The following is a 21,632-nucleotide window of genomic DNA, read 5'->3' as shown; positions in this document are numbered from 1 at the left end:
GATGTGTATAAGAGACAGTCCAAATGCTTCGCCCCTACTAACAACTGACAACTGTACGGGCGAAGCATTTGGAGAACTATTTTTGGCAATGACCGATAGTTTATCTTCCAAATGCTTCGCCCCTACTAACAACGGACAACTGTACGGGCGAAGCATTTGGAGAACTATTTTTGGCAATGACCGACAATTTATCTTCCAAATGCTTCGCCCCTACTAACAACTAACAACTGACCAATGACCAATTCCAAACCTCCTTTCTGGCGTGATCATCGCTTTTGGCAAAAAGCTATTCAGCTAATTTTTGTATTTTTAGCAGTAGTTATAGTTATTATCTTGTGGGGGAATGTCAGACGAAATTTACAGCAATTAGGAATTCAATTTGGATTTAATTTTCTCAAGCAACAAGCATCTTTTGATATTGGTGAAACTCTCATTAATTATCAACCAACGGATGCCTATAATTATGCTTTATTAGTAGGATTAGTTAATTCTTTAAGAATAGCAATAATGGGAATTTGTCTCACCACAATTGTGGGAATTACTGCGGGAATTACGCGATTATCAGATAATTGGTTAGTGAGGAAAATTAGTCTGGTTTATGTAGAAGTTTTTCGGAATACTCCATTATTATTGCAATTGCTATTTTGGTATTTTGCAGTTTTCTTGAGTTTTCCCAAAGCCGAAAATAAAGTTTCCTTTTTGGGTTTTGTTAACTTTAGCCAAAACGGAATTGAACTTCCTTGGTTTACTTTGTCTCCAGAATTTTCTAGTTTATTATTGGGGTTAACTTTTTACACAGGTGCGTTTATTGCGGAAATTGTGCGCGGGGGAATTCAATCAGTCCCGACAGGACAACTAGAAGCAGCCAAATCCTTGGGGTTAAACCCAGGTTTAGCAATGCGATTGGTGATTTTTCCCCAAGCTTTGCGGGTGATTATTCCCCCATTAACTAGTCAATATCTCAATTTAACAAAAAATTCCAGTTTAGCGATCGCTATCGGTTATCCTGATATTTATTTTGTTGCTTCTACCACTTTTAACCAAACTGGGAAAGCTGTAGAAGTAATGCTGTTAATTATGATTACCTATCTGACTTTGAGTTTGATAATTTCTTTCACCATGAATTTATTTAATCGTTCTGTGCAAATTAAGGAAAGATAATGTTGAACGCAGATAAACGCAGATAAACGCAGATAAATACGGGTGATAATTATTCTATATGGTCTCACATTTCTATGATGATTAAACTGACTTGGTTAAGAAAAAATCTCTTTAATAATTGGTACAATAGTCTATTAACTGTTGTTTCTTTTATATTTCTATTTTGGTTAGTTCAAGGATTTGCAATTTGGTTAATTACTAAAGCACAATGGCAAGTAATCCAAGTTAATTTACACTTATTTTTAGTAGGAAGATTTCCCCAAAGTTTATATTGGCGGATTTGGGTTGTTTTGGGAATATCTACAACTTTAACCGCAATTACAGCGAGTGCATTTACCAAAAAAGCAATAATCAAAAACCGCAATTCTTTGATTGCTGTTGTGATTATGGGGATTTCACTGTTTATTTTCCCCATACCATTAACAAGCCGTTTATGGTTATTATTAATAGTAGGTTCAATATTTGCAGGTTTGATAATTGGTCAAAATTTTACTAAAATCATCACACCTTGGCTTTCACTAATTTGGTTATCATCATTTTTCATAATTATCTGGTTAATTGGTGGTGGTTTAGGATTGCAATCTGTATCTACAAACCTATGGAATGGGTTATTACTTACCCTATTAATGGCAATAATTAGTATTTTCCTTTCCTTTCCTATAGGAGTTTTACTCGCATTAGGAAGAACCAGCAATTTACCTGTAGTGCGGTGGTTTTCTATTCTTTATATTGAAATTGTTAGAGGATTACCCTTAATTGGGATTCTATTTTTAGCCCAAGTTATGTTACCCTTATTCTTACCAGCAGATTTACGTTTAGATCGTTTACTCAGAGGTATTGTGGGACTAATATTATTTAGTGCAGCATACATGGCTGAAAATGTGCGCGGAGGACTACAAGCAATTCCCAGAGGACAAATAGAAGCAGGAAAAGCACTAGGATTAAATACACCTTTATTACTCATATTAGTCATATTACCCCAAGCCTTACGCGCAGTTATTCCCGCAATTGTTGGTCAATTTATTGGTTTATTTAAAGATACTTCTCTTTTATCATTAGTAGGATTAGTAGAATTAACAGGAATGGCACGCTCTATATTAGCACAACCGCAATTTTTAGGAAGATATGCAGAAGTATATTTATTTATCGGGTTGATTTATTGGGTATTTTGTTATTCAATGTCCTTAGCTGCTAAAAACCTAGAAAAACAATTAACATCGTAGGTTGGGTTGACGCAAGGAAACCCAACATTCCTAAAATTTTCAACTACACAAAAGGAATAATTGTCAGAATCAGGATATCCAGGATTAAAGGATAAACAGGATGAAAAACAATGATTTTATCACCAATTACCCGTAGGTTTGGTTGACACAAGGAAACCCAACATTCCTAAAATCTTAAACTACACAAAAGGAATAATTGTCAGAATCAGGTGGTTATCGAGCGAAGTCGAGATAATATCCAGGATGAAAAGATAAACAGGATGAAAAACAATGATTTTATCACCAACTACCCGTAGGTTGGGTTGACGCAAGGAAACCCAACATTCCTAAATATCTATTTAAATCTTCAACTACACAAAAGGAATATATGACAGAATCAAAACCGATAATTATTGCTGAAGATGTTCACAAATGGTATGGTAAATTTCATGCCCTCCAAGGTGTCAGTTTAACCGTAGAACGGGGAGAAGTGGTTGTTTTAATGGGACCATCCGGTTCAGGAAAATCAACCTTTATTAGAACATTTAACGCCTTAGAAGAATATCAACAAGGAACTATTACCATTGACGGGATTACCCTCAGTCATGATTTAAGAAATATTGAAACAATTCGTCGAGAAGTGGGAATGGTATTTCAGCAATTTAATTTATTTCCCCATTTAACAGTTTTAGAAAATATCACCTTAGCACCAATATATGTCCGCAAAATATCCAAAGTTAAAGCCGAAGAATTAGCAATGCAATTATTAGAAAGAGTGGGAATTTTAGCACAAGCACAAAAATATCCAGGACAATTATCTGGTGGACAACAACAACGAGTAGCCATAGCGCGTGCATTAGCAATGCAACCGAAAATCATGTTATTTGATGAACCGACATCAGCATTAGATCCAGAAATGGTGAGAGAAGTTTTAGACGTAATGCGAAACCTAGCTAATGACGGAATGACAATGGTAGTTGTTACCCATGAAGTCGGATTTGCGCGAGAAGTTGCTGATAGAGTAGTGCTAATGGACAGCGGTTTATTAGTTGAATCCTCTACCCCCGACACCTTTTTTACTAATCCCAAGGAAGAAAGAACCAGGAAATTCTTATCACAAATTCTCTAGGGTGATTCAATTCAGGCTAAAGATCTCCGACTTCTTAATTTAATTTAACGAGCAAAAGAGGAAAATAAGGCTTTTGGAAAATGATACTTAACATAAATTAACTTGTGGTTTCTATTTGCCAATCTTCTAGAGAAATTTCTGCCGTTTCGATAGCTTTTATACAAAAAGCATTAATATCTCTAGCTGATAAGTTGACATTAACAAACACCCCATTTTCTAATTTTCTCGTATCCCGAAAATCTTTTTCATCTCTACTAATGAACCGGGGAAATTGTTCCATAACATCCTTAAATTTATCGGCATCTAAATCAGCGATCACATTTAAAGTTTTTTCTAAAACATCCCGCCAACTTTTGACAGGATATTCCTTACCAAAAATTTTTAGTTGTTTGGGAGTTGTACCCCTTACCTTAGTTTTCGCAGAATTCATAAGATTTTCATTACCAAAGTAAGGCCAAATTTGTAAAACTTTTTCTGCTAAATATAAACTCCTTTTTTCTATATCTTCTCTTTTCCAAGTTTCTTGATTTTCAAAGTATTTATTGATTTCCAAATGACTATTGATCAATATTTCTTTTTTCTCGATAAATTCCAAATTATATAATTCACCATTGTAAGCTGTAATAGTTATATTACCCAACGAGTGCAGTAATAAATCATGAGTGATATCGCCTTCTTCTCCTAAATGTTCTTGCCACCATTTAGTTATAGTTTGTGGCATAATATGTTCAATAGTTAGATTAGTAAAAGATACTTGTTCTTTATGATAGAAGGATTCTTCTATAGATTCTAAAATTAATTTACCTTTACAAGTACGTCCAGTACCATATAGTTTAACATCCAATAATCTATCTTTAAATTCTGTATCTTTGGGATAATCTCGATTTTGTAAATCTAGTTTTAATCTTTCCACAAAATCAGCATGAGCTAAATTACTTGCTTTGCTAACTTGAGAATACAGTACAGAAAATATCCTATTTAATCCCCTGGTTTGGACGTTACAAATAAATCGGCGAATAATGAAATTTTCTAAAATGTGAAAAACAGCAATAAAATCTGCTTCTGAAAGTTTATTTTTTTCATAATCATGATAACAATTAAGTAAAAAAGGATAAACAGTAGCTACTTCTAAACGGTTGATTCTTTCCAAACAACGACGAATTTTTAAATTATTCTCTTTTAGTGGATCTAAAAGTTTTGCATAATATTCTGAAAATTCATATAAATCTTTTAAATAATCAATAGCATCTCTTTTGATCATTCTTTCTTTAATCTCAAAATAAACTTCATCTTTCTTGATTTCTACGCCATCTCTGGTTAAATAATGTCTGATAAATTCTGTTAAATTAACATCTAAAGTTTGTTGCATTGGTAGCCAATATTTATTATAAGCATCGTCTTGATTTTCGGTATTAATTCTCAAGAAAAAATAATTACGAATTAAATCTGCTTGTGTTAAAGGTTCACCTTTAGCATTGAGACTTTCAAAGACTAAATAAGGATTATCTTCTGTACTTAAAACAACGCTCACAATAGATAAATAACTACAAATTACTTTCTTGAGATCAGAAAAATCTAAATTACTTTGTCTAATCTTCTTTTCAAAAAATAAGTAACATTCAGTAATACCAGAATTATTTACATAATCTTGACCATTAATTAAACTATGAAAAGACTGTCTATCTACCTGGGTAGGTTGAAGTTTATAATGGTCTAAACCTTTTTTATATGGATTAACAATAATAGTATTATGAATTTCTGCGGCTAACTCATCATGAATATTTTTAGCTTTATCTCGCAAAGCACAAAGCAGGATAAAAATAGTAGTTAAACGTTGTTGTCCATCAATTAATAAATATTTACTTACACCTTCAGGTATAGCAGAAGTTGGCATAGTGACAATAGAACCCATAAAATGAGGACGACGATTATCGCTATGATATAGTTCTAAAATATCATTCCATAGAGATTCCCACTGAGATTTTTTCCAACTGTAGGCTCTCTGAAACAAGGGAACAACATACTGTTTATTACCTTCAATAATCTCTTGCAGCTTAGTTTCTGATGCTTGCATGGTTAATGTACTCTGATTTACTCAATAGTTATGCTTTTAGTATAAAAGAATCTTGTATAAATAGCATAAGATAGCGTAACAAAATTAAACATCAAATATATCCAGGGAATAAATTCCCTGTCTAAAAGCAAAAGTCGGTTAAAACCGACTCATAAAAAATAATTCCCCTTTTAGTGACATACTCCACACACTCCCTTATGCCTTGCGGCACGCTTGCGCGAACAGGTGAGTGTGGGCTTCTCGGCGACTCCTCTATGAAGACATTAACCGAGCTTTAAAGCCATAAGCCCTAGGGACTTTTTGAGATAATTTTTAACTTTTTTGATAGGCTGCTTTTGGTGCATTTAATTGAGTTACACCTACTGTTGAAAATTATATTAAACCTTAATTAACACCTTAGCAAATTTCAAGGTATTTTTAATTTTTAATTCCCCAAAGAAGTTGACCAAATAATTAATTCACCTTGTTCACCACCTGCGGCTAAAAATTGTCCTTGGGGATGCCAAGATAGGGTAGAAAAACCTGCTTCTGTATCGGTAAAAATCTGTGATACTTCTTGATTTTCATCCCATAAACATAACCAACCGTCAGCACCAGCGGAAGCGAGAATCAAGCTTTGGGGTGCATAAGATATTGCTTGAATAATATCTACATGATTGGTTAATACTTGCGCTTCCCAACCTATAGATTCATCTAGGGACTTCTCCCATAATACTATACCTTCAACACTGGAAACAGCCAAAATTGGCGCACCTGTAGGGGCTTTTAGTTCTGACCATGCTAAGTGACGAATTTTTCCTGGAAAGCCGCGCATGACCCAAGGATCAGGGTTTTCCCATTGTAAAACGGTGAGAGTCCGATCCATATTTCCAGATGCTAAATATTCACCATCACCAGACCAAGCTATTGCTGTACTGACGGTAGACATGGAAAGCATAAATGGTTCTTCATCCCAATCTTGAGTAGACCAAGTTTTTACGCCTTTATAACCGTTAATAGCTAAATATTTGCCATCTTTGCGCCAATCAATTCCCAAAATTGAGGAATCATTAAAATTGAGAGTAGCAATAACTTCTAATGTATCTGCATCCCAAATTTGCACATAACGCCCTAAACTAAAAGCTAGTTGATTATGAGTAGGACTCCATGCTAATTGATCAACCCAAACAGGCGCATTTTCTAAAGTGCTAATTAATTGATTTTCACACCAAATTTTTACTTTACCATCTTGTCCACCAATGGCTAAATATTTGCCATCATGGGAAAAAGCCAGACAATTTACTGCTTTATCTGTAGCAGTTTGTAAGGTTGTTAATTCGCCATTTTCCCATAAAATAACTTCTCCAGCCGCCGAACTAGCTGCTAGTATTTCTCCTTGAGAAGACCAAGCCAAAGCGGTGACATAATCTGCAAGTTTTGTGGAATAATGTTTTGTAAATTCTGGAGATTTGCTAGTTGTTAAGTTCATAGTTTTGATATTTCATTTACAGATTTACAGATTTCCAGATCCCCGACTTCTTCAAGAAGTCGGGGATCTAATTAGTTTATTTAACTCATACAAGCGAAAAAGTCTTCTTTTAATTTAGCTTCATCTAAATTTCTACCAATAAATACAAGTTCATTTTTACGAGTTTCATTTACTTTCCAAGGTCTATCTGCTTTACCTTCAAATATCATGTGTACTCCTTGAAAAACAAAACGAGTATCCTCATCTTCAATATTTAAAATCCCTTTCATTCTGAAGATATCTGTTCCTTGTGTTCTGAGTAATTCTGACATCCAGGCATTGATTTTTTCACCATTTACAGAACCTGCTGCGACTATAGCTACAGAAGAGACGCTTTCATCATGGACATGAGCATCTTCTCCTAAAAAATTAGGATCAATTTCTAAAGCCTGATCTAAATTAAATGCTTGAATTCCTAATAAAGCTGACATTGCTAATTCGGAATTATGGGTGCGGTGAATTTTTGCCATTGCATTCATTGACCGAATCCGGGTTTCTAATTCATCTAAAACTTCTGGTGTTACCAAATCAGTTTTGTTCAATAAAATCACGTCAGCAAAAGCAATTTGTTCTTGGGCTTCGTCCGCTTCCCAATGTTGCCAAATATGTTTAGCATCAACAACTGTGACAACTGCATCTAATGATAATTGATCTTGTAGATCTTCATCTACAAAAAACGTTTGAATTACAGGTGCAGGATCAGCTAATCCAGTGGTTTCAATGACTAAATGATCAAACTTATCTCGGCGTTTCATTAAATTGCCAATGATGCGAATTAAATCACCACGAACTGTACAACAAATACAGCCATTATTCATTTCAAATATTTCTTCATCTGCATCAATTACCAATTGATTATCAATACCTACTTCGCCAAATTCGTTGACAATAACGGCAACTTTTTTACCGTGTTCGTAGGTAAGAATATGATTTAATAGAGTGGTTTTACCTGCGCCTAAGTAGCCAGTTAAAACGGTTACTGGTACTGAATTGAATGTTTCTGAAGTCATCGCCCACCTGAGATTAATTTAGGTTAATTTTATTGAGTATAGCCCTATCTAGCCCTGAAAAACAAGATCCCCCACTTCTTAGAGAAATCGAGGATCTGACTCTTGCATTAATTAAATGAACATGATACTAATCTCTATTACCGTGAGTTTAGCTACCCTTGGTATATACCAATAAGTTCTTATACTCTTCAATCTTGTGCATTTTCCCCTGTTTTACAAATGATTCAATCATTGGTTTAGCATGACCCCAACCAATTGATTTTGTATAGAAGAGAATTTTGCCATTGGGATTCAGTTTACTAAGAAACATCGCTAGAAGAGATTCTTCATTATGATGTAAAAAAGGTGCTTCTTCAGGCATATAAAATTCGCCTAGATGAAACAAAGAAATTACATCGAGCATGGGTAAAGAACGATCTGTCAAGGTGTATATATCTGTACAGAGAACCTTATAATACTTGGACAGTAGACGATCTTTAAGAGATAATCGGACATATTCTTGATGTTCGGGTGCAGAAGCAGTAATCCCAATAATTTCATTTGGTTGAGAAAATTTCTGATTTTCCAATCCTAGAATATGATGAGAGCCTGTGCCAAAATGGAAGATAGTTTGATCTTGGATATTATGCTTTTGTAAGTATTCAACTAATTCAAGATCACATGGACAACGCTCTGGTTGTAATCCCCAAGATGATTTTTCGCGGTAGTAATCAGCACCAACCCATTGTGGTAAAACTGGACGAGAAAAACTCAAAAAATAGTAAAGTCTTGCTAGGTGGCGATTTGTAAAAACTATTCCCCGAACTGTTTTTCTAATACTAGTAACCATGAATTAATCAACCTCAATAGTTTGGAAAAGATGTTTTTGATATGTCGGATACGCGGCACATTAAGAGGATGTTTGAAAAGTTTTGAATGTATAGACTGACCCCTCTCCAAACCTCTCCCCTGCAAGGGGAGAGGCTTTAAAACCCCCATTCCCTTGCAGGGAAGGGGGGTAGGGGGGTTAGGTTTTTGGAGATTACGGGTTTGATATAATACTTTTCAAACAACCTCTAAGGTAGGATGCTAAAAATATTCATCAGCAAAACTACAATTAAGCTATAGAAATTTAGCTCAATTCAAATTTATTGAGCCAGGTAAATTGACATCCCAGATTATTTTTGTAATTGTCGTGCTTGATGGTGACAGACAAATGATTACTGATGATATGCTTGAAGATTGAGTTATCCTAGATGGATAAAATTCATCAAAATCCCTGAAAACCTGCTCTATGTGAGTACCCAAAAAAATACTGGGTGCTGAATTTCTAGAACTTAGGCAAGTCTAACATACGAAAAATAAAGCTCACATCAAGTACAGATGAAAGTTTAATTAACTTTTGCTATGTGTGGGCATTTTTGATAAATCTCTACAGAATATAGCCATCCTATTTGATTGGTGTCAGAGTCAGATCCCCGACTCCTCAGAGAAGTCGGGGATCTTATTGTTCAATTTAAGCTTCAATCACCACGCGCAAATTACCGCGTTTTTTCGCAACTCGACAAGCGGTAGTGCTACCAATTCGTTCAAATTCTAAATCTAAAATCGTGCCACCAACACGCAAATTGTGAAAAGATAAATTGTTAATTGATTCTGGTAAAGCTGGGTCAATAATTCGCAAACAATTATTCTGTGCGTCTGGGACTAAATTCACCATCATTTGCAATAGTTGAAAAATGCTACCTGTAGCCCAAGCTTGGGGAGTACAAGCAACGGGATACTGGACGGGAGCATTATCACCGTTCATTTCATAACCGCAAAATAGTTCTGGAGGACGTTGATAGGGTTGCTGGGAGGTCATGTTGAATAACCCTTGAAATAGTTCGAGAGATTGATCAATTAAACCGAGCGATCGCAATCCCATTCCAATCATAGAATTATCATGAGGCCAAACTGAACCAGTATGATAACCCATCGGATTATAAGCCGGTGACAAACTACTTAAAGTTCTAATTCCCCAACCATTAAACATATCCGCAGCCTGCAGTCTTTCTGCCACACTATAGGCTTTTGCAGACGTAAATATCCCCAAATTTAAACACTGGCCAGGATTAGAACTAATACTATCTACTGGTTTACCTTCTCCATCTAAAGCCAAAGCACAGAAATCTTGATCTTCTAACCAAAAATCTTGGTTAAATTTAGCCCTAAGTTGTCTCGCTTCTGTTTGCCAAAGTTCTTCTAAGTCTGGGCGTTGTTGGATTTTGGCAATTTCTGCGAGGCGGTTTTTCGCTGCATAGACATAAGCTTGCACCTCACACAGAGAAATTGGCCCAATGGCTAATTCTCCTTTGCGGTTGACAATACAATCACCAGAATCTTTCCAACCTTGGTTAATTAGACCACCTTTAGATTTGCGTGCATAGCTGAGATAACCAGTTTCTTGAAGTTGACGATCAATCCAACCCATAGCCGCTAAAGCATTTGGCCACAGTGCTTCCAAGGTTTCTTGATCATGAGTCCAACTGTAATATTCAGCATACAACATTAACCACAGCGGCGTAGCATCCACAGTACCGTAGTAGGGTGTATGGGGAATTTCTTGACATCTCGCCATTTCTCCCAACCGCAGTTCATGTAAAATCTTACCAGGTTCTTCTTCCCGCCAAATATTATCAGTTTGACCCTGATATTCTGCCAATAGTATCAAGGTTTCTTTGGCAATTTTGGAATTCAACATCAAGGTTTGGGACGCGGTAATGATCGAATCTCGACCAAACAAAGTAGAAAACCAAGGAACACCAGCAGAAACAGTTTTATGTTTACCAAAGGACTGAAGCAATAAATATATATCTTGTTCAGCCCGCGAAATAACGCGATTAAAAAGACTTTTATCTGAACTAATCCGGGTAATTTGCTGCAACCAATTTTGCTCCTCCATTAATTCAGCGGCTTTTGCTTGCGCTAAAGTAGAGGCAGCACTGATAGTAGAGCTAGGTTGATTGTCAGTGAACATATTCAGCCGATAACCTAACTTCTTAGTTTCATGAGATGCCAATTCTATGCGCCAAACTGCCGTAGAACCGTGAAACCGAGTTGGTTGCAAATGCTGAAATTGAATTAGAGACTCCATAATCGAAGCATCTAAACCCTGATATGCAAGGGTTAGAGATTCTTCTTTATGGGTTTGAGGAGATGAGGGTGCAACATGATCAGATGTTAATTCATTTAAATGTAAAAGTCTTCCCCGTTTTTGGCGATGATGACCTCTAACCTCAAATAAATCCACAAAATCAGCATCAAAACTCAGACTCAGTTCAAAAACAATGCTGCTAGTGTTGTAGTTAGCAACCTCTATTTCTTCAAATAATGCCCCATTGAGAACCAGTTCTCGACGAATACCCACAGTATCAGCCTTAAAAAGATTCTCTAAATCAGGATTGGTACATAAAACCGAGAGGGCAAATCCCTTGTCAGCGTTACTACTCAGTAGTATAGGCGATCGCCCTTCAATCTGTAACTCCAAACGACTCAAAAACCTGGTATCACGGCAAAACATCCCCATACTAGGAGTGCTACCATAAAGGTAACAATCGGAAATATTCCCCATGGTATCTGTCACCAGGAATAAATCATCATCTTTAACTGTAATGGTTGGCTGTGGTCTTTGACTGACAACACAAGGCCATTCGGAAATCTCTTTTTGGTCTGCGGGAGTAAAAGTTCTGTTGTCGAGGACAATTGTTTCTGGAGTCATCAATGTATCCGGTGTCATTAGCCAGAGTTACCTATACAGGTGTAAATTTGCTCAAATCAATACTCTTAAAAAACAAAAGTAATTAAATCTAAGACAATGAATTTCTATAAATGTATACCTTATTAATTAGAAGTCAAGCCTGAAAACTGGCTGTTTTTCAAGAGTTTATTCCTTCATAAACATTGAGAGGTGCTAGAGGTAGAGAATACTTACTCAGGCATAAAATCTCATAAAAGTAGAAAGAGGTGAATAAAAAATACCCACCACCTTTGTTTCTTTTCATACGGAACCAATAAGATCCCCGACTTCTCTAAGAAGTCGGGGATCTGACCACCTTAATTTTGTTTAACGAAACCATTATGTCAACAACATCAGAAATTGCCGTTGAGTTTCAAAATACCAGTTTTGCCATTAATCACCGTCCCCTATTATCTAACTTAAATCTGAGCATTTATCAAGGGGAAGCATTAATTTTATTAGGACGCAGTGGGAGTGGAAAAACCACAACTTTAAAATTAATTAATCATTTACTTATTCCCACCCAAGGACAAGTTTTAGTCCAAAATCGTCCCACAACTAACTGGGATGCCATTAAACTGAGAAGACGGATAGGTTACGTCATCCAAGAAACAGGTTTATTTCCCCATTTTACCATCGCGGAAAATGTTGGACTCGTCCCATCTTTAGAAAAATGGCCACCACAGAAAATTCAAAATAGAGTTTATGAAATGTTAAACTTAGTAGGATTAGAACCAGAAAAATTTGCTCAACGTTATCCCCATCAATTATCAGGAGGTCAACGTCAGCGAGTGGGAGTTGCTAGAGCTTTAGCCGCAGATCCACCTATACTATTAATGGATGAACCTTTTGGCGCACTTGACCCAATTACCCGTTTAGAATTACAACAACAATTTCAATATTTACAACAACAATTAGGAAAAACCGTGATATTTGTCACCCATGATATTCAAGAAGCCTTCTTTTTAGCCACAAGAATTGGTTTAATGTGTGAAGGAAATTTAGTAGTATTAGGAACAAGAAGGGAATTTCTCCAATCTCAACATCCAGAAGCAAAAGCATTTTTAGCTTGTTTAAATATTGGTAACAGTTGGGAAGAACTTAATTAAAATTAGATAAAAAATACAAAAGTTATGTTTTTATTTCAATACGGTACAGAAATAATTGTCCACAGTGGAGAACATTTAATATTAGTCATTATATCCCTAGCGATCGCCATTTCGATTGGTCTTCCTGTCGGCATTTTTATCACTCGTCAACCAAAATTAGCTTCCCCCATTCTTGGTTTAGCAAACGCCATTCAAACCATCCCTAGTTTAGCCATCTTTGGCTTTTTAATTTCCGTACCTTTTCTGGGAGGAATTGGTAAAACTCCCGCCATATTTGCCTTAACTCTTTATGCTTTACTTCCCATAATTCGTAATACATATATTGGCATTAATAGCATCAATCCCGCCATTAAAGAAGCCGGGATAGGTATGGGAATGACAGATCAACAATTACTATTGCAAGTAGAAATTCCCCTAGCTTTACCAGTCATTTTAGCAGGGGTAAGAGTAGCCACCGTTATATCCGTAGGAATTGCCACAATTGCTGCTGCTGTTGGTGGTGGTGGTTTAGGAGTATTTATTTTCCGCGGTATTTCCACAGTTAATAATGAATTAATTTTAGCCGGAGCAGTCCCCGCTGCTGTAATTGCTTTGAGTGCAGATTTCGGTTTAGAATTATTAGAAAAAAACCTTACGAAACAAATAGCAAACAAAGGTAAATTTAATCAGCAAATAGGTATTGTTTTGGGAATAATCACCTTAATTATCGCAGGATTAATAGCTTTTAACTATCAACAAGCACCAGCAAAAATTATTATCGGTTCTAAAAATTTCACAGAACAAGTAATTTTAGGAGAGTTATTAGCACAACACATAGAAAATCATACCAAATTAAAAGTAGATCGTCGTTTTAACTTAGGAGGAACATTTATTGCTCATGAAGCAGTAAAAGCGGGAAAAATTGCCGGTTATGTAGAATATACAGGAACTTCATTTACTACTGTTTTAAAAGAAAAACCAATTAGTAATCCTGAGACTGTTTATAAAAAAGTCAAGGAATACTATGATCAAAAATTGAAATTAGCAGTGATGAAGCCTTTAGGATTTGAGAATACCTTTGCCATGATTATCAGAGAAGAAGATGCCAAAAAATGGCAAATTAAAAGCCTTTCGGAAATTGGTAAATATAGTCCACAAATGAAAGCAGGATTTGGATATGAATTTTTAGAACGTGAAGATGGTTATCCAGGATTATCTAAAACCTACAACTTAAAATTTGCCAATATTAAACAAATGGAATTAGGATTAATGTATCAAGCATTAAAGGAAAAACAAGTAGATTTTATTGCTGCAAATTCTACAGATGGTTTAATTCCAGTTTTAAACTTAGTGATTTTAGAAGATGATAAAAAATACTTTCCACCTTATCAAGCTATACCTATTTTTAATCAAGAAATTCTCCAAAAATATCCAGAGTTAACAGATACCATTAATCAATTAGGAGGAAAAATTTCTACAACAGAAATACAAAAGATGAATTATCAAGTAGATAATCAATCTCAACCGGTGGAGAAAGTTGTCAGTGAGTGGTTAAAATCTCAACAATTATAATTTTCAGATATTTGATTCTCAAAAATATAAAATTTTTTATAAATTTTTTCTCCTCCGATATCATAGAAAAATACCTTCTTTTTTGACATTATAGTTAAAGGGAGTATTTTCATTTTCAAACTTTGCTGAAGAGATAAAGTGACGAGAAATAACAACATCGTTGTTTAGACAAATGGTTGAGATTATTTGACTGGTTTTATCAATTTCATGATAGGGGTTAATCTCTGATTTCAGAACAACCAGAATATCAATATCAGAAAATTCTTTAGCGTCTTCCCTCGCTTGAGAACCATATAAAATAATTGCTTCCAGTTGGTTTTGATAAAGTTTTTGCAAAGCTTGTTTAACTTCTTGTAATATCAAATTAAGCTGTGATTTGTTCATTGTTTAAATCATTCCTTTTGTTTCAAATGATTGGGTTTCGGTCTACAAACACTATTATATCACAACCAATAATATAGCGATTCTCATCCAAGTGAGGTACACCAAAGAAATAATTAACCGCAGATATAAGAGGATGGACGCAGATAACCGCAGATAATTTTGTACCTCAGCAGACTAGTACCGCAGGGCGGAATTAAAAATTAACAATTAAAAATTAAAAAAGCAGATTGTATAAGCTTTTCAGGTATTTCTAATGGTTATTTTACTTATGCCGCAGTGTACTAGAAATTATCTATATATTCAGGAGAAATATATAGATAATTTCTACATGATGTTCATGAATTGTCAAACTATCAATTTTGATAACTGAAATTCTCCTTATTTACCACCACATAGTTCCTGGTTCACCTTTAAATGGTCCAACAATATCAGAAGTAATCCACCCTCCGTAAAAATCACCTGTTTGGGCTTTAACTAATTCATCATTCACATAGCAAGCATCCATTAAACTAGGATAAAAACTGTAATATTCTTGAATTGATTCAAAATTAGGACTAGGTTGAATATATCGCCAAGCACCATTATTTATGTATTTATCTCCTACGGAAATATCATAATATTGACACCAACCTTTCCATTCACACCAAGTTTTTCTAGGTGTCTCTATTAAATGTTCTAACTGAATATCTTCAGCCGGAATATAATAACCTGGAGGATGACTTGTTTCTAAGACTCTTTTAGCTTGATGTGTTTGAGCCAAAACCATCCCATTAACAATTATCTTGAGATGTTTGTTCGTATTTTCTAAAATTGCCGGACGGGGATAGTCCCAAACTGATTCTTGACCTGGTTGTGGGGGGATAGGATTTGGTTTCATGGTTAGTCAGTTGCTTTTGTAAAATTGTCAGGGAAATTTTAAGAAACTTCTACATCTACACTACTAGATCATTTGAGAGTTTTAATTTTATTCTCAAGAATACTCACAGGAAACATAATTCCCAGTTTCTTGGTAGGATGATTAAGTGTTTTAAATACTCTGTCCCAAAATCCATGAATACCATAATTTCCATTAAAATTAGTGTGATGAAGATCATGAAAGTCTGAGGGAATGAAAAATATTGATAAAGAACTATGTCCTTCTAAATTATAAATGTTACCTATCAAACTCCATGCACAAAGTTGGGTGATGTCATATCCAAATATAAAGATTGGTAAAACGTCTGTGATGGTAACAATAATATATTCTAGAAGGCTTTTATGTCCAGCTACAAAACTGGATGTATCTTGAAATTCATGATGTTTAAGATGGATTTTGAGAAATGCTTTTTTATGAAATAATCTATGGACTATATAAAAGCAGAAATCAGCCGCAACTATTCTCATAAAAAACCATCCCAAATTTAAAAGTAAACTATTACCTCTATGAACTTCTGGGGCTAAATATAGTATGATTAATGCTGCTATTAAACTTTTAATTTCTCCTGTAATTATACCTTTGAAAGTGAAAGCAGGAAATGATTGCTTTTTTACTTTTTTAACTCTTGCAGTTAATTTTTCAGTTAAATTATCTTTACTTTTGATGAATTTTTCAATGAAAAAACCAATAGCATAAAATGAGATAGAACCAATCAGCCAGTATAGTAATACCTGGGTGATAAAATTAAGTTCTATATTATTGAACAGCAAATAAAATACCTGCTGCACAATTGTGCAGCAAATAGAAATCTTGATATAAAACTCGATTTCCAAACAAAAATTCAAAAATCTTTGCATATCTACACCCAACAACTTTCTAACCTTTAGCTAAAAACATCTTTCTTGATTTTCTATTTGAATATCTGGATCATTCAACTTGACAAAGAATCAACCCAAACCACGCCTTTTCATCTGTCCAAGTTTTTACAGTTTTCAATCCTTTATCTGACAAGTTTTTTTCCATTGTTGCTAAATTAAACTTACGAGAAATTTCTGTAAGGATACTTTCTCCTGCTTCAAAGTTAACCTTTAAATCCAAAAGTTCTAAAGATACCCAATGGCTTTTTTGGCAATGTAAATACATTTCAATTTGATGATCAACTTGATTATAAACAGCTTGATGTTTAAACAAACTGATATCAAAGTTACCTTGAAACCGCCAATTTAAATGAGAAAGCATATTTAAATTAAAAGCAGCAGTCACCTCCTGACTATCATTATAAGCAGCTTCTAAAATATCCGGGGGCTTTTGTAAATCAATCCCTAGCAGAAAGTAATCTCCTGGTTGTAAGGTTCGAGAAACTTGATTTAAGAAAATATCACATTCTTCCGGGTTAAAATTGCCTAAAGAACTTCCCAGAAAAAACAACATCCGCGATTGTAAATAATTCGATTCTAGATGAACTAAAGCTTGTTCATAAGTTCCCAATAATCCATGAATAGCAATATCAGGATACTTTTCTTGTAACTGTAAAACACTAGTTTTGAGAATCCCTCCGCTGACATCAATAGGCAGATATCTACAATTACCAGAAATTTTCTGATAAGCAGTTAATAAAGCTTGAGTTTTAGTAGAACTGCCACTACCTAATTCTATTAACTCACAACAATTTGTAATTTCGGCAATTTCATCAGCATATTGTTCTAAAATCCAGGCTTCTGTGCGAGTCGGATAATATTCTGGTAACTCACAAATTTTTTCAAATAATTGAGAACCAGGATCATCATAAAAATATTTGGGAGGTAAACTTTTCAGTTTTTCAGTTAACCCCTTAATAACATCCTTGCCATCAATACTTAACTCTTGATAATGATGATCTAAAACGGTTAAAGGTTGTGTAATCATTTTCTAAATCCTCTAGAGTGATTATAAGATCCCCGACTTCTGATATCAATTGATAATTTATTCATAAAATAAAAAAAGAAGTCGGGGATCTCGATTTTATTAATCCAAACTTTCAGCAACTCTAAAACCGACGTGCTGATAAAAATAAGGACGAAACCAGTTACGATAACAAGGTAAAGCCATTGTACCATTCGTTGCCCAAGAACCACCCAACATCATAAAATGTTTATCATCAAAAAAGGGTGCAGATTGATCCTCATAAAGATGGTGAGTTTTAAATCCTGGTAAGGGTTTGAATGTTTCCCCTAACCATTCCCAGACATTACCCCGTAAGTCAGAAAGTCCAGATTGATGATTTTCTGAAAACATTCCCACAGGCGTGGGAGAAATAAATTGTAAGTTAAGATTATAGTTATTTGCTAAACTGGAATCTTCAGATATTTTTAAGGCTTGATGCCATTCTGCTTCTGTCATTAACCGAGTATTTTTACCTTTCCACCGACAAAATGCCATGGCTTCATAATGGTTAACTTCTACAGGCCAATCTAAAGGTAAATCTAGTTCATCAAATGTAGCACGATAGCGATAGTTATTTTCTTGGTGTATCCAGAATTTGGGATATTGGATATTGTAGAGTTGTTTCCATGCCCAAGATTCAGTATGCCAATAATTTACATTATTATAACCACCGGCTTGGACAAATTCTAAAAATTCTCCATTGGTAATGAGATATTGACTTGCTAAAAATGGTTTTACTTCAACTTCTAAATGACCATATTCACTATCCCAACCAAAAGTTAAATCATCTTGGCGTTTTCCTAATTTTACTACACCACCAGGAACTTCTCGCATTTGATGATGCGGAATTTCTCCATTAGTCGGTGCATAATTCCATCCTTGGGGACGTTTTAAGTTCTCAACGGGTAATTGACGCAGCAGCATGGAAGAGGTTTCGACATGAATACGACTATGTTCTATTCCCATTAATAAAGCCCAAATAGGATGCTGTTGATGAATGGGTAAATCTAAAGGAGTCTTATTAATGATTGTGCTAATTTCTGCTCTGGCTCTGTTTCGATATTCCCAAACTTTTTTGATATTAGGCCAGTTGACTCCTTGAATGGCTACCTCTAGTTCTGCTGGTGTTTCTGGATCAACTCCTATTTCAAATAGAGTTTCATATTGGGGATTAATCCGATTTTTTATTAATCCCACCTGAATTAATTTGTTAATATAAAAAACAGCCGAATGTCCAAGATAGAAAATTAATTTATTTCTTAAAGGATCGGGATTTAGATAAAATGTTTCTTCTTTAACCAAACTCTTCATTAAGGTTTCTTCCAGTTCCCAGGAATTTTCAAAATATTTGAGTAGGGTTGTGGAACTACAATTATCGAGTTGGGGAATATGAGCATCTGTCATTTTCTTAACCTGGAGGAATTATGGGGATGACCTGAATAAATTAACTTTTGTAAATAAAGCCAGAGACTAATTTTAGCATTGATGGAAATTTCATCTCAGTGATAAACACTTACAGAATTTTTTGGGCAATAATTACAGGCTATAGAGTTAAATAGCCTATATTGGGACTATTTTGTGATTTTTAACTAAAATTTAATATTTTTGGCAATTTTACCAAAAACTAGATTCCTAGATTTACGGAAGATCAATATAAACAGTCTTTTTAGGCTAATCTAAAATAAGGATATGAATTTCCAAAATGCCAAATTATGCAAGCAAATTCGTTAAGCTTATACATTGCCCCGACTACATTAGGTACGAACAAACCTATATTGAGGTTAAAAAAAATAGATAAATGTTCTTGCGACTGGTAATAGATAAGGGTAATAGATCATAGGTAATATGTGTTTAATGACCACTGACCACTGACTAATGACTAATGACTAATGAGTATTTCCACTTCCGTGCTGAGTGATTTACTAAACTCACTCCCCCATCTGCGACCTCAGTTATATTTTAAGGCTTCACTAACCGCTCTCTCCCATGCAATGGAAGATCAGGTTTTAGCAGCCAATTTAGACAGTCCTTTGATCATTGCTAGTTTCCAGCAAGAGCGATTTTACCGGCAAGAAGCTCATCGTTATCAGCGACTTGCACAAAAAAGTAATCAAATATATGTATTATCTGCACCAGAAACAGAGTTTGCTAATAGCTCAGAATATTATGAAAAGATCTCTTTTGAGCCTGATGATGCTTTAGCGCAAGAATGGCATTTGCTAGTAATTGCTGATAACTATGCTACTTGCTTAATCTGTCGAGAAAGCCTGGGTTCTCTGGCCAAAAATCAATATATCCCAGAGATGATTCCTAGTTTGGATATGGATACAGCGCGAAGATTTGAGGGGATTTGGACATCGGAAAAAGGGGTATGCTTAAAAGCCGCTCAATTGTTATTAGATAGAATTGAGATTTATCGGCCAGATTTAGCGGATAAAGTTGATGAAGTGAAGCAGCGGTTAAATATTAAGGAATCAACAGACGAGTTAAAAGTTAATTTCAATCATAAATATGTAGATGATATTGATACCGATCCTTTTGTGCAGAGGTTGGTGACATATCTGCAAGCTAGTCAGTATAAGCTGCATAAAGCTTACCGTGCGATTGCGGATCAAGCAAGGAAAGAACGGTTGGTAAATTCCATTAGTACAGCAATTAGGCGATCGCTTGATCCACGAGAAATTCTCCAAGTTGCGGCTCAGGAGTTGGGACAACATTTAGAAGCCTGTCGTTGTCTAATTTATCGCGCCCAAGCTACAGATGCCAAAGCTATAATCGAACATGAATTTTTGAACTCTAATGTTACATCTGTACTGGGGCAAAGTTGGGAGTTACAAAATAATCCCCTGTTTCAGCAGGTTTTACAACAACAGGAGGGAGTATGTGTAGCTGATACCGTGGGGGACTCCAAAATAAAGAAATCAACAGCCTTATCGTCAATTGTGAAGAAGTTTAGCGTGCGTTCTTGGTTAATCGAACCCGTATTATATCAAGGGCGACTACTGGGAATTGTGGAGTTACACGATTGCCATTTTCCTCCCCATGAATGGCAACCAGGGGAGTTAGACTTAGTGAAGGCGATCGCTACTCAAATTGGTGCAGCCCTGATTCAAGCGGAATCTTTTGCCAATTTAGAAGAACTCAACCAACAATTAGAAGCCTTAGACCGCACCCGCAGTAACTTAATTGCCATTACTGGACACGAACTCCGCACTCCATTATCCACCATTCAAGTTTGTTTAGAAAGCTTGGCTACTGAACCGGATATGCCTTGGGAATTGCAACAAATAATGTTGAATACAGCCCTTGCAGACTCCGAAAGAATGCGGAAACTGGTACAAGACTTTTTAACCCTTTCTAACTTAGAAAGTGGTCGGGTAGAATGGCATCCTGAATCATTAACCATCCAAGAATGTGTAGATTTATCCCTCAGTCGCTTACGGACACGCTCTAGCCAAGAAAAAATACCCAAGATCACAAATCAAATTTCTGCCAACCTACCTTTAGTCAGGGCTGACGGTGATTGGTTAGTAGAGGTAATCGCCAAACTTGTCGATAATGCTTGTAAATTTACTCCCTCTTCTGGGCAAATTATTATTAAAGCCATTAGCAATAGTCAGGAGATGCTAGAAGTCACCGTAGCGGACACAGGCAGGGGAATTGAACCCAATCGCCTAGAAATCGTTTTTGACCGCTTCTACCAGGAAGAAGGGGCATTACGGCGAACAACCGGCGGGACTGGATTGGGTTTAGCAATTTGTCGCCAAATTGTCAACGGCTGGGACGGAAAAATTTGGGCAGAATCCACAGGTAAAGATCAAGGCAGTCAATTTCATTTTACAATTCCCATCGTCCAAGGCAGCCAGGAAAATAATTAACCACTAACCACTGTACGGGCGAAGCATTTGG

At 35.5% G+C, this 21,632-nt stretch carries 16 protein-coding genes; 6 read left to right on the top strand and 10 right to left on the bottom strand.

What is annotated here, in order from left to right:
* Nucleotides 1-234: 234 nt before the first annotated feature.
* The 3 genes from FJR06_RS17400 to FJR06_RS17390 all read left to right on the top strand — a co-directional run bounded on the left by FJR06_RS17400 (nucleotide 235) and on the right by FJR06_RS17390 (nucleotide 3,492).
* Entirely contained in the window at nucleotides 235-1,161 is a 927-nt protein-coding gene (locus FJR06_RS17400; protein ID WP_168651901.1) for an amino acid ABC transporter permease, read from the top strand.
* 77 nt (nucleotides 1,162-1,238) lie between these two features.
* Nucleotides 1,239-2,384 (top strand): amino acid ABC transporter permease, encoded by a 1,146-nt coding sequence (locus FJR06_RS17395; protein WP_168651903.1) that lies wholly within the window; start codon nucleotides 1,239-1,241, stop codon nucleotides 2,382-2,384.
* Nucleotides 2,385-2,751: 367 nt separating this feature from the next.
* Nucleotides 2,752-3,492: an amino acid ABC transporter ATP-binding protein gene (locus FJR06_RS17390; RefSeq protein ID WP_015079628.1), complete on the top strand. Its 741-nt coding sequence runs from the start codon at nucleotides 2,752-2,754 to the stop codon at nucleotides 3,490-3,492.
* A 97-nt stretch (nucleotides 3,493-3,589) separates the two neighbouring features.
* On the opposite strand, the gene FJR06_RS17385 is transcribed toward FJR06_RS17390, so the two are convergent.
* The 5 genes from FJR06_RS17385 to FJR06_RS17365 all read right to left on the bottom strand — a co-directional run bounded on the left by FJR06_RS17385 (nucleotide 3,590) and on the right by FJR06_RS17365 (nucleotide 11,840).
* Nucleotides 3,590-5,566 (bottom strand): DUF262 domain-containing protein, encoded by a 1,977-nt coding sequence (locus FJR06_RS17385; protein ID WP_015079629.1) that lies wholly within the window; start codon nucleotides 5,564-5,566, stop codon nucleotides 3,590-3,592.
* Between the two features lie 424 nt (nucleotides 5,567-5,990).
* Nucleotides 5,991-7,034, bottom strand: a complete 1,044-nt coding sequence (locus FJR06_RS17380; protein ID WP_015079630.1) for a WD40 repeat domain-containing protein — start codon at nucleotides 7,032-7,034, stop codon at nucleotides 5,991-5,993.
* An 80-nt stretch (nucleotides 7,035-7,114) separates the two neighbouring features.
* A complete protein-coding gene (locus FJR06_RS17375; RefSeq protein ID WP_015079631.1) occupies nucleotides 7,115-8,083 on the bottom strand; it encodes a GTP-binding protein in 969 nt (322 codons plus the stop codon).
* 148 nt (nucleotides 8,084-8,231) lie between these two features.
* Nucleotides 8,232-8,912, bottom strand: coding sequence for a hypothetical protein (locus tag FJR06_RS17370; protein WP_015079632.1), 681 nt, complete (start codon nucleotides 8,910-8,912; stop codon nucleotides 8,232-8,234).
* A gap of 666 nt (nucleotides 8,913-9,578) precedes the next feature.
* The gene (locus FJR06_RS17365) at nucleotides 9,579-11,840 is read right to left on the bottom strand and encodes an amylo-alpha-1,6-glucosidase (RefSeq protein ID WP_168651900.1); all 2,262 of its coding nucleotides are present in this window, start codon (nucleotides 11,838-11,840) and stop codon (nucleotides 9,579-9,581) included.
* Nucleotides 11,841-12,181: 341 nt separating this feature from the next.
* Between FJR06_RS17365 and FJR06_RS17360 the strand changes: the two genes are divergently transcribed.
* Nucleotides 12,182-12,949 carry an ATP-binding cassette domain-containing protein gene (locus FJR06_RS17360; RefSeq protein WP_168651899.1) on the top strand — a complete coding sequence of 256 codons (768 nt, stop codon included), beginning with the start codon at nucleotides 12,182-12,184 and terminating at the stop codon, nucleotides 12,947-12,949.
* Nucleotides 12,950-12,973: 24 nt separating this feature from the next.
* Nucleotides 12,974-14,500 carry a glycine betaine ABC transporter substrate-binding protein gene (locus FJR06_RS17355; RefSeq protein ID WP_168651898.1) on the top strand — a complete coding sequence of 509 codons (1,527 nt, stop codon included), beginning with the start codon at nucleotides 12,974-12,976 and terminating at the stop codon, nucleotides 14,498-14,500.
* Between the two features lie 60 nt (nucleotides 14,501-14,560).
* Here FJR06_RS17355 and FJR06_RS17350 read toward each other — a convergent pair whose 3' ends face one another.
* The 5 genes from FJR06_RS17350 to ovoA all read right to left on the bottom strand — a co-directional run bounded on the left by FJR06_RS17350 (nucleotide 14,561) and on the right by ovoA (nucleotide 19,127).
* Complete coding sequence (locus FJR06_RS17350) at nucleotides 14,561-14,884, bottom strand: nucleotidyltransferase domain-containing protein (protein ID WP_015079636.1); 324 nt, start codon at nucleotides 14,882-14,884, stop codon at nucleotides 14,561-14,563.
* A 382-nt stretch (nucleotides 14,885-15,266) separates the two neighbouring features.
* Nucleotides 15,267-15,761 (bottom strand): DUF427 domain-containing protein, encoded by a 495-nt coding sequence (locus tag FJR06_RS17345; protein ID WP_015079637.1) that lies wholly within the window; start codon nucleotides 15,759-15,761, stop codon nucleotides 15,267-15,269.
* A gap of 68 nt (nucleotides 15,762-15,829) precedes the next feature.
* On the bottom strand, nucleotides 15,830-16,657 hold the full coding sequence (locus FJR06_RS17340) for a sterol desaturase family protein (protein WP_015079638.1): 828 nt from the start codon (nucleotides 16,655-16,657) through the stop codon (nucleotides 15,830-15,832).
* 70 nt (nucleotides 16,658-16,727) lie between these two features.
* On the bottom strand, nucleotides 16,728-17,705 hold the full coding sequence (gene egtD / locus FJR06_RS17335) for an L-histidine N(alpha)-methyltransferase (protein WP_015079639.1): 978 nt from the start codon (nucleotides 17,703-17,705) through the stop codon (nucleotides 16,728-16,730).
* Nucleotides 17,706-17,804: 99 nt separating this feature from the next.
* Entirely contained in the window at nucleotides 17,805-19,127 is a 1,323-nt protein-coding gene (gene ovoA / locus FJR06_RS17330; protein WP_168651897.1) for a 5-histidylcysteine sulfoxide synthase, read from the bottom strand.
* A 485-nt stretch (nucleotides 19,128-19,612) separates the two neighbouring features.
* Between ovoA and FJR06_RS17325 the strand changes: the two genes are divergently transcribed.
* A complete protein-coding gene (locus tag FJR06_RS17325) occupies nucleotides 19,613-21,601 on the top strand; it encodes a DICT sensory domain-containing protein (RefSeq protein WP_015079641.1) in 1,989 nt (662 codons plus the stop codon).
* Nucleotides 21,602-21,632: the final 31 nt, after the last annotated feature.

This window comes from Dolichospermum sp. UHCC 0352 (assembly GCF_009711925.1).
GTDB lineage: Bacteria > Cyanobacteriota > Cyanobacteriia > Cyanobacteriales > Nostocaceae > Dolichospermum > Dolichospermum lemmermannii.
Note: the sequence above shows the minus strand (reverse complement) of the source record. Positions and strands in the feature narration are given on the sequence as shown.

Bases quoted from the DNA above. Each gene is read 5' to 3' on its own strand.
- FJR06_RS17360 (WP_168651899.1), top strand. From the start codon at position 12,182: ATGTCAACAACATCAGAAATTGCCGTTGAGTTTCAAAATACCAGTTTT.
- FJR06_RS17365 (WP_168651900.1), bottom strand. From the start codon at position 11,840: ATGACACCGGATACATTGATGACTCCAGAAACAATTGTCCTCGACAAC.
- FJR06_RS17400 (WP_168651901.1), top strand. From the start codon at position 235: ATGACCAATTCCAAACCTCCTTTCTGGCGTGATCATCGCTTTTGGCAA.
- FJR06_RS17385 (WP_015079629.1), bottom strand. From the start codon at position 5,566: ATGCAAGCATCAGAAACTAAGCTGCAAGAGATTATTGAAGGTAATAAA.
- FJR06_RS17390 (WP_015079628.1), top strand. From the start codon at position 2,752: ATGACAGAATCAAAACCGATAATTATTGCTGAAGATGTTCACAAATGG.
- FJR06_RS17380 (WP_015079630.1), bottom strand. From the start codon at position 7,034: ATGAACTTAACAACTAGCAAATCTCCAGAATTTACAAAACATTATTCC.
- FJR06_RS17370 (WP_015079632.1), bottom strand. From the start codon at position 8,912: ATGGTTACTAGTATTAGAAAAACAGTTCGGGGAATAGTTTTTACAAAT.
- FJR06_RS17345 (WP_015079637.1), bottom strand. From the start codon at position 15,761: ATGAAACCAAATCCTATCCCCCCACAACCAGGTCAAGAATCAGTTTGG.
- FJR06_RS17375 (WP_015079631.1), bottom strand. From the start codon at position 8,083: ATGACTTCAGAAACATTCAATTCAGTACCAGTAACCGTTTTAACTGGC.
- FJR06_RS17355 (WP_168651898.1), top strand. From the start codon at position 12,974: ATGTTTTTATTTCAATACGGTACAGAAATAATTGTCCACAGTGGAGAA.
- FJR06_RS17340 (WP_015079638.1), bottom strand. From the start codon at position 16,657: ATGCAAAGATTTTTGAATTTTTGTTTGGAAATCGAGTTTTATATCAAG.
- FJR06_RS17325 (WP_015079641.1), top strand. From the start codon at position 19,613: ATGAGTATTTCCACTTCCGTGCTGAGTGATTTACTAAACTCACTCCCC.
- ovoA (WP_168651897.1), bottom strand. From the start codon at position 19,127: ATGACAGATGCTCATATTCCCCAACTCGATAATTGTAGTTCCACAACC.
- FJR06_RS17350 (WP_015079636.1), bottom strand. From the start codon at position 14,884: ATGAACAAATCACAGCTTAATTTGATATTACAAGAAGTTAAACAAGCT.
- FJR06_RS17395 (WP_168651903.1), top strand. From the start codon at position 1,239: ATGATTAAACTGACTTGGTTAAGAAAAAATCTCTTTAATAATTGGTAC.
- egtD (WP_015079639.1), bottom strand. From the start codon at position 17,705: ATGATTACACAACCTTTAACCGTTTTAGATCATCATTATCAAGAGTTA.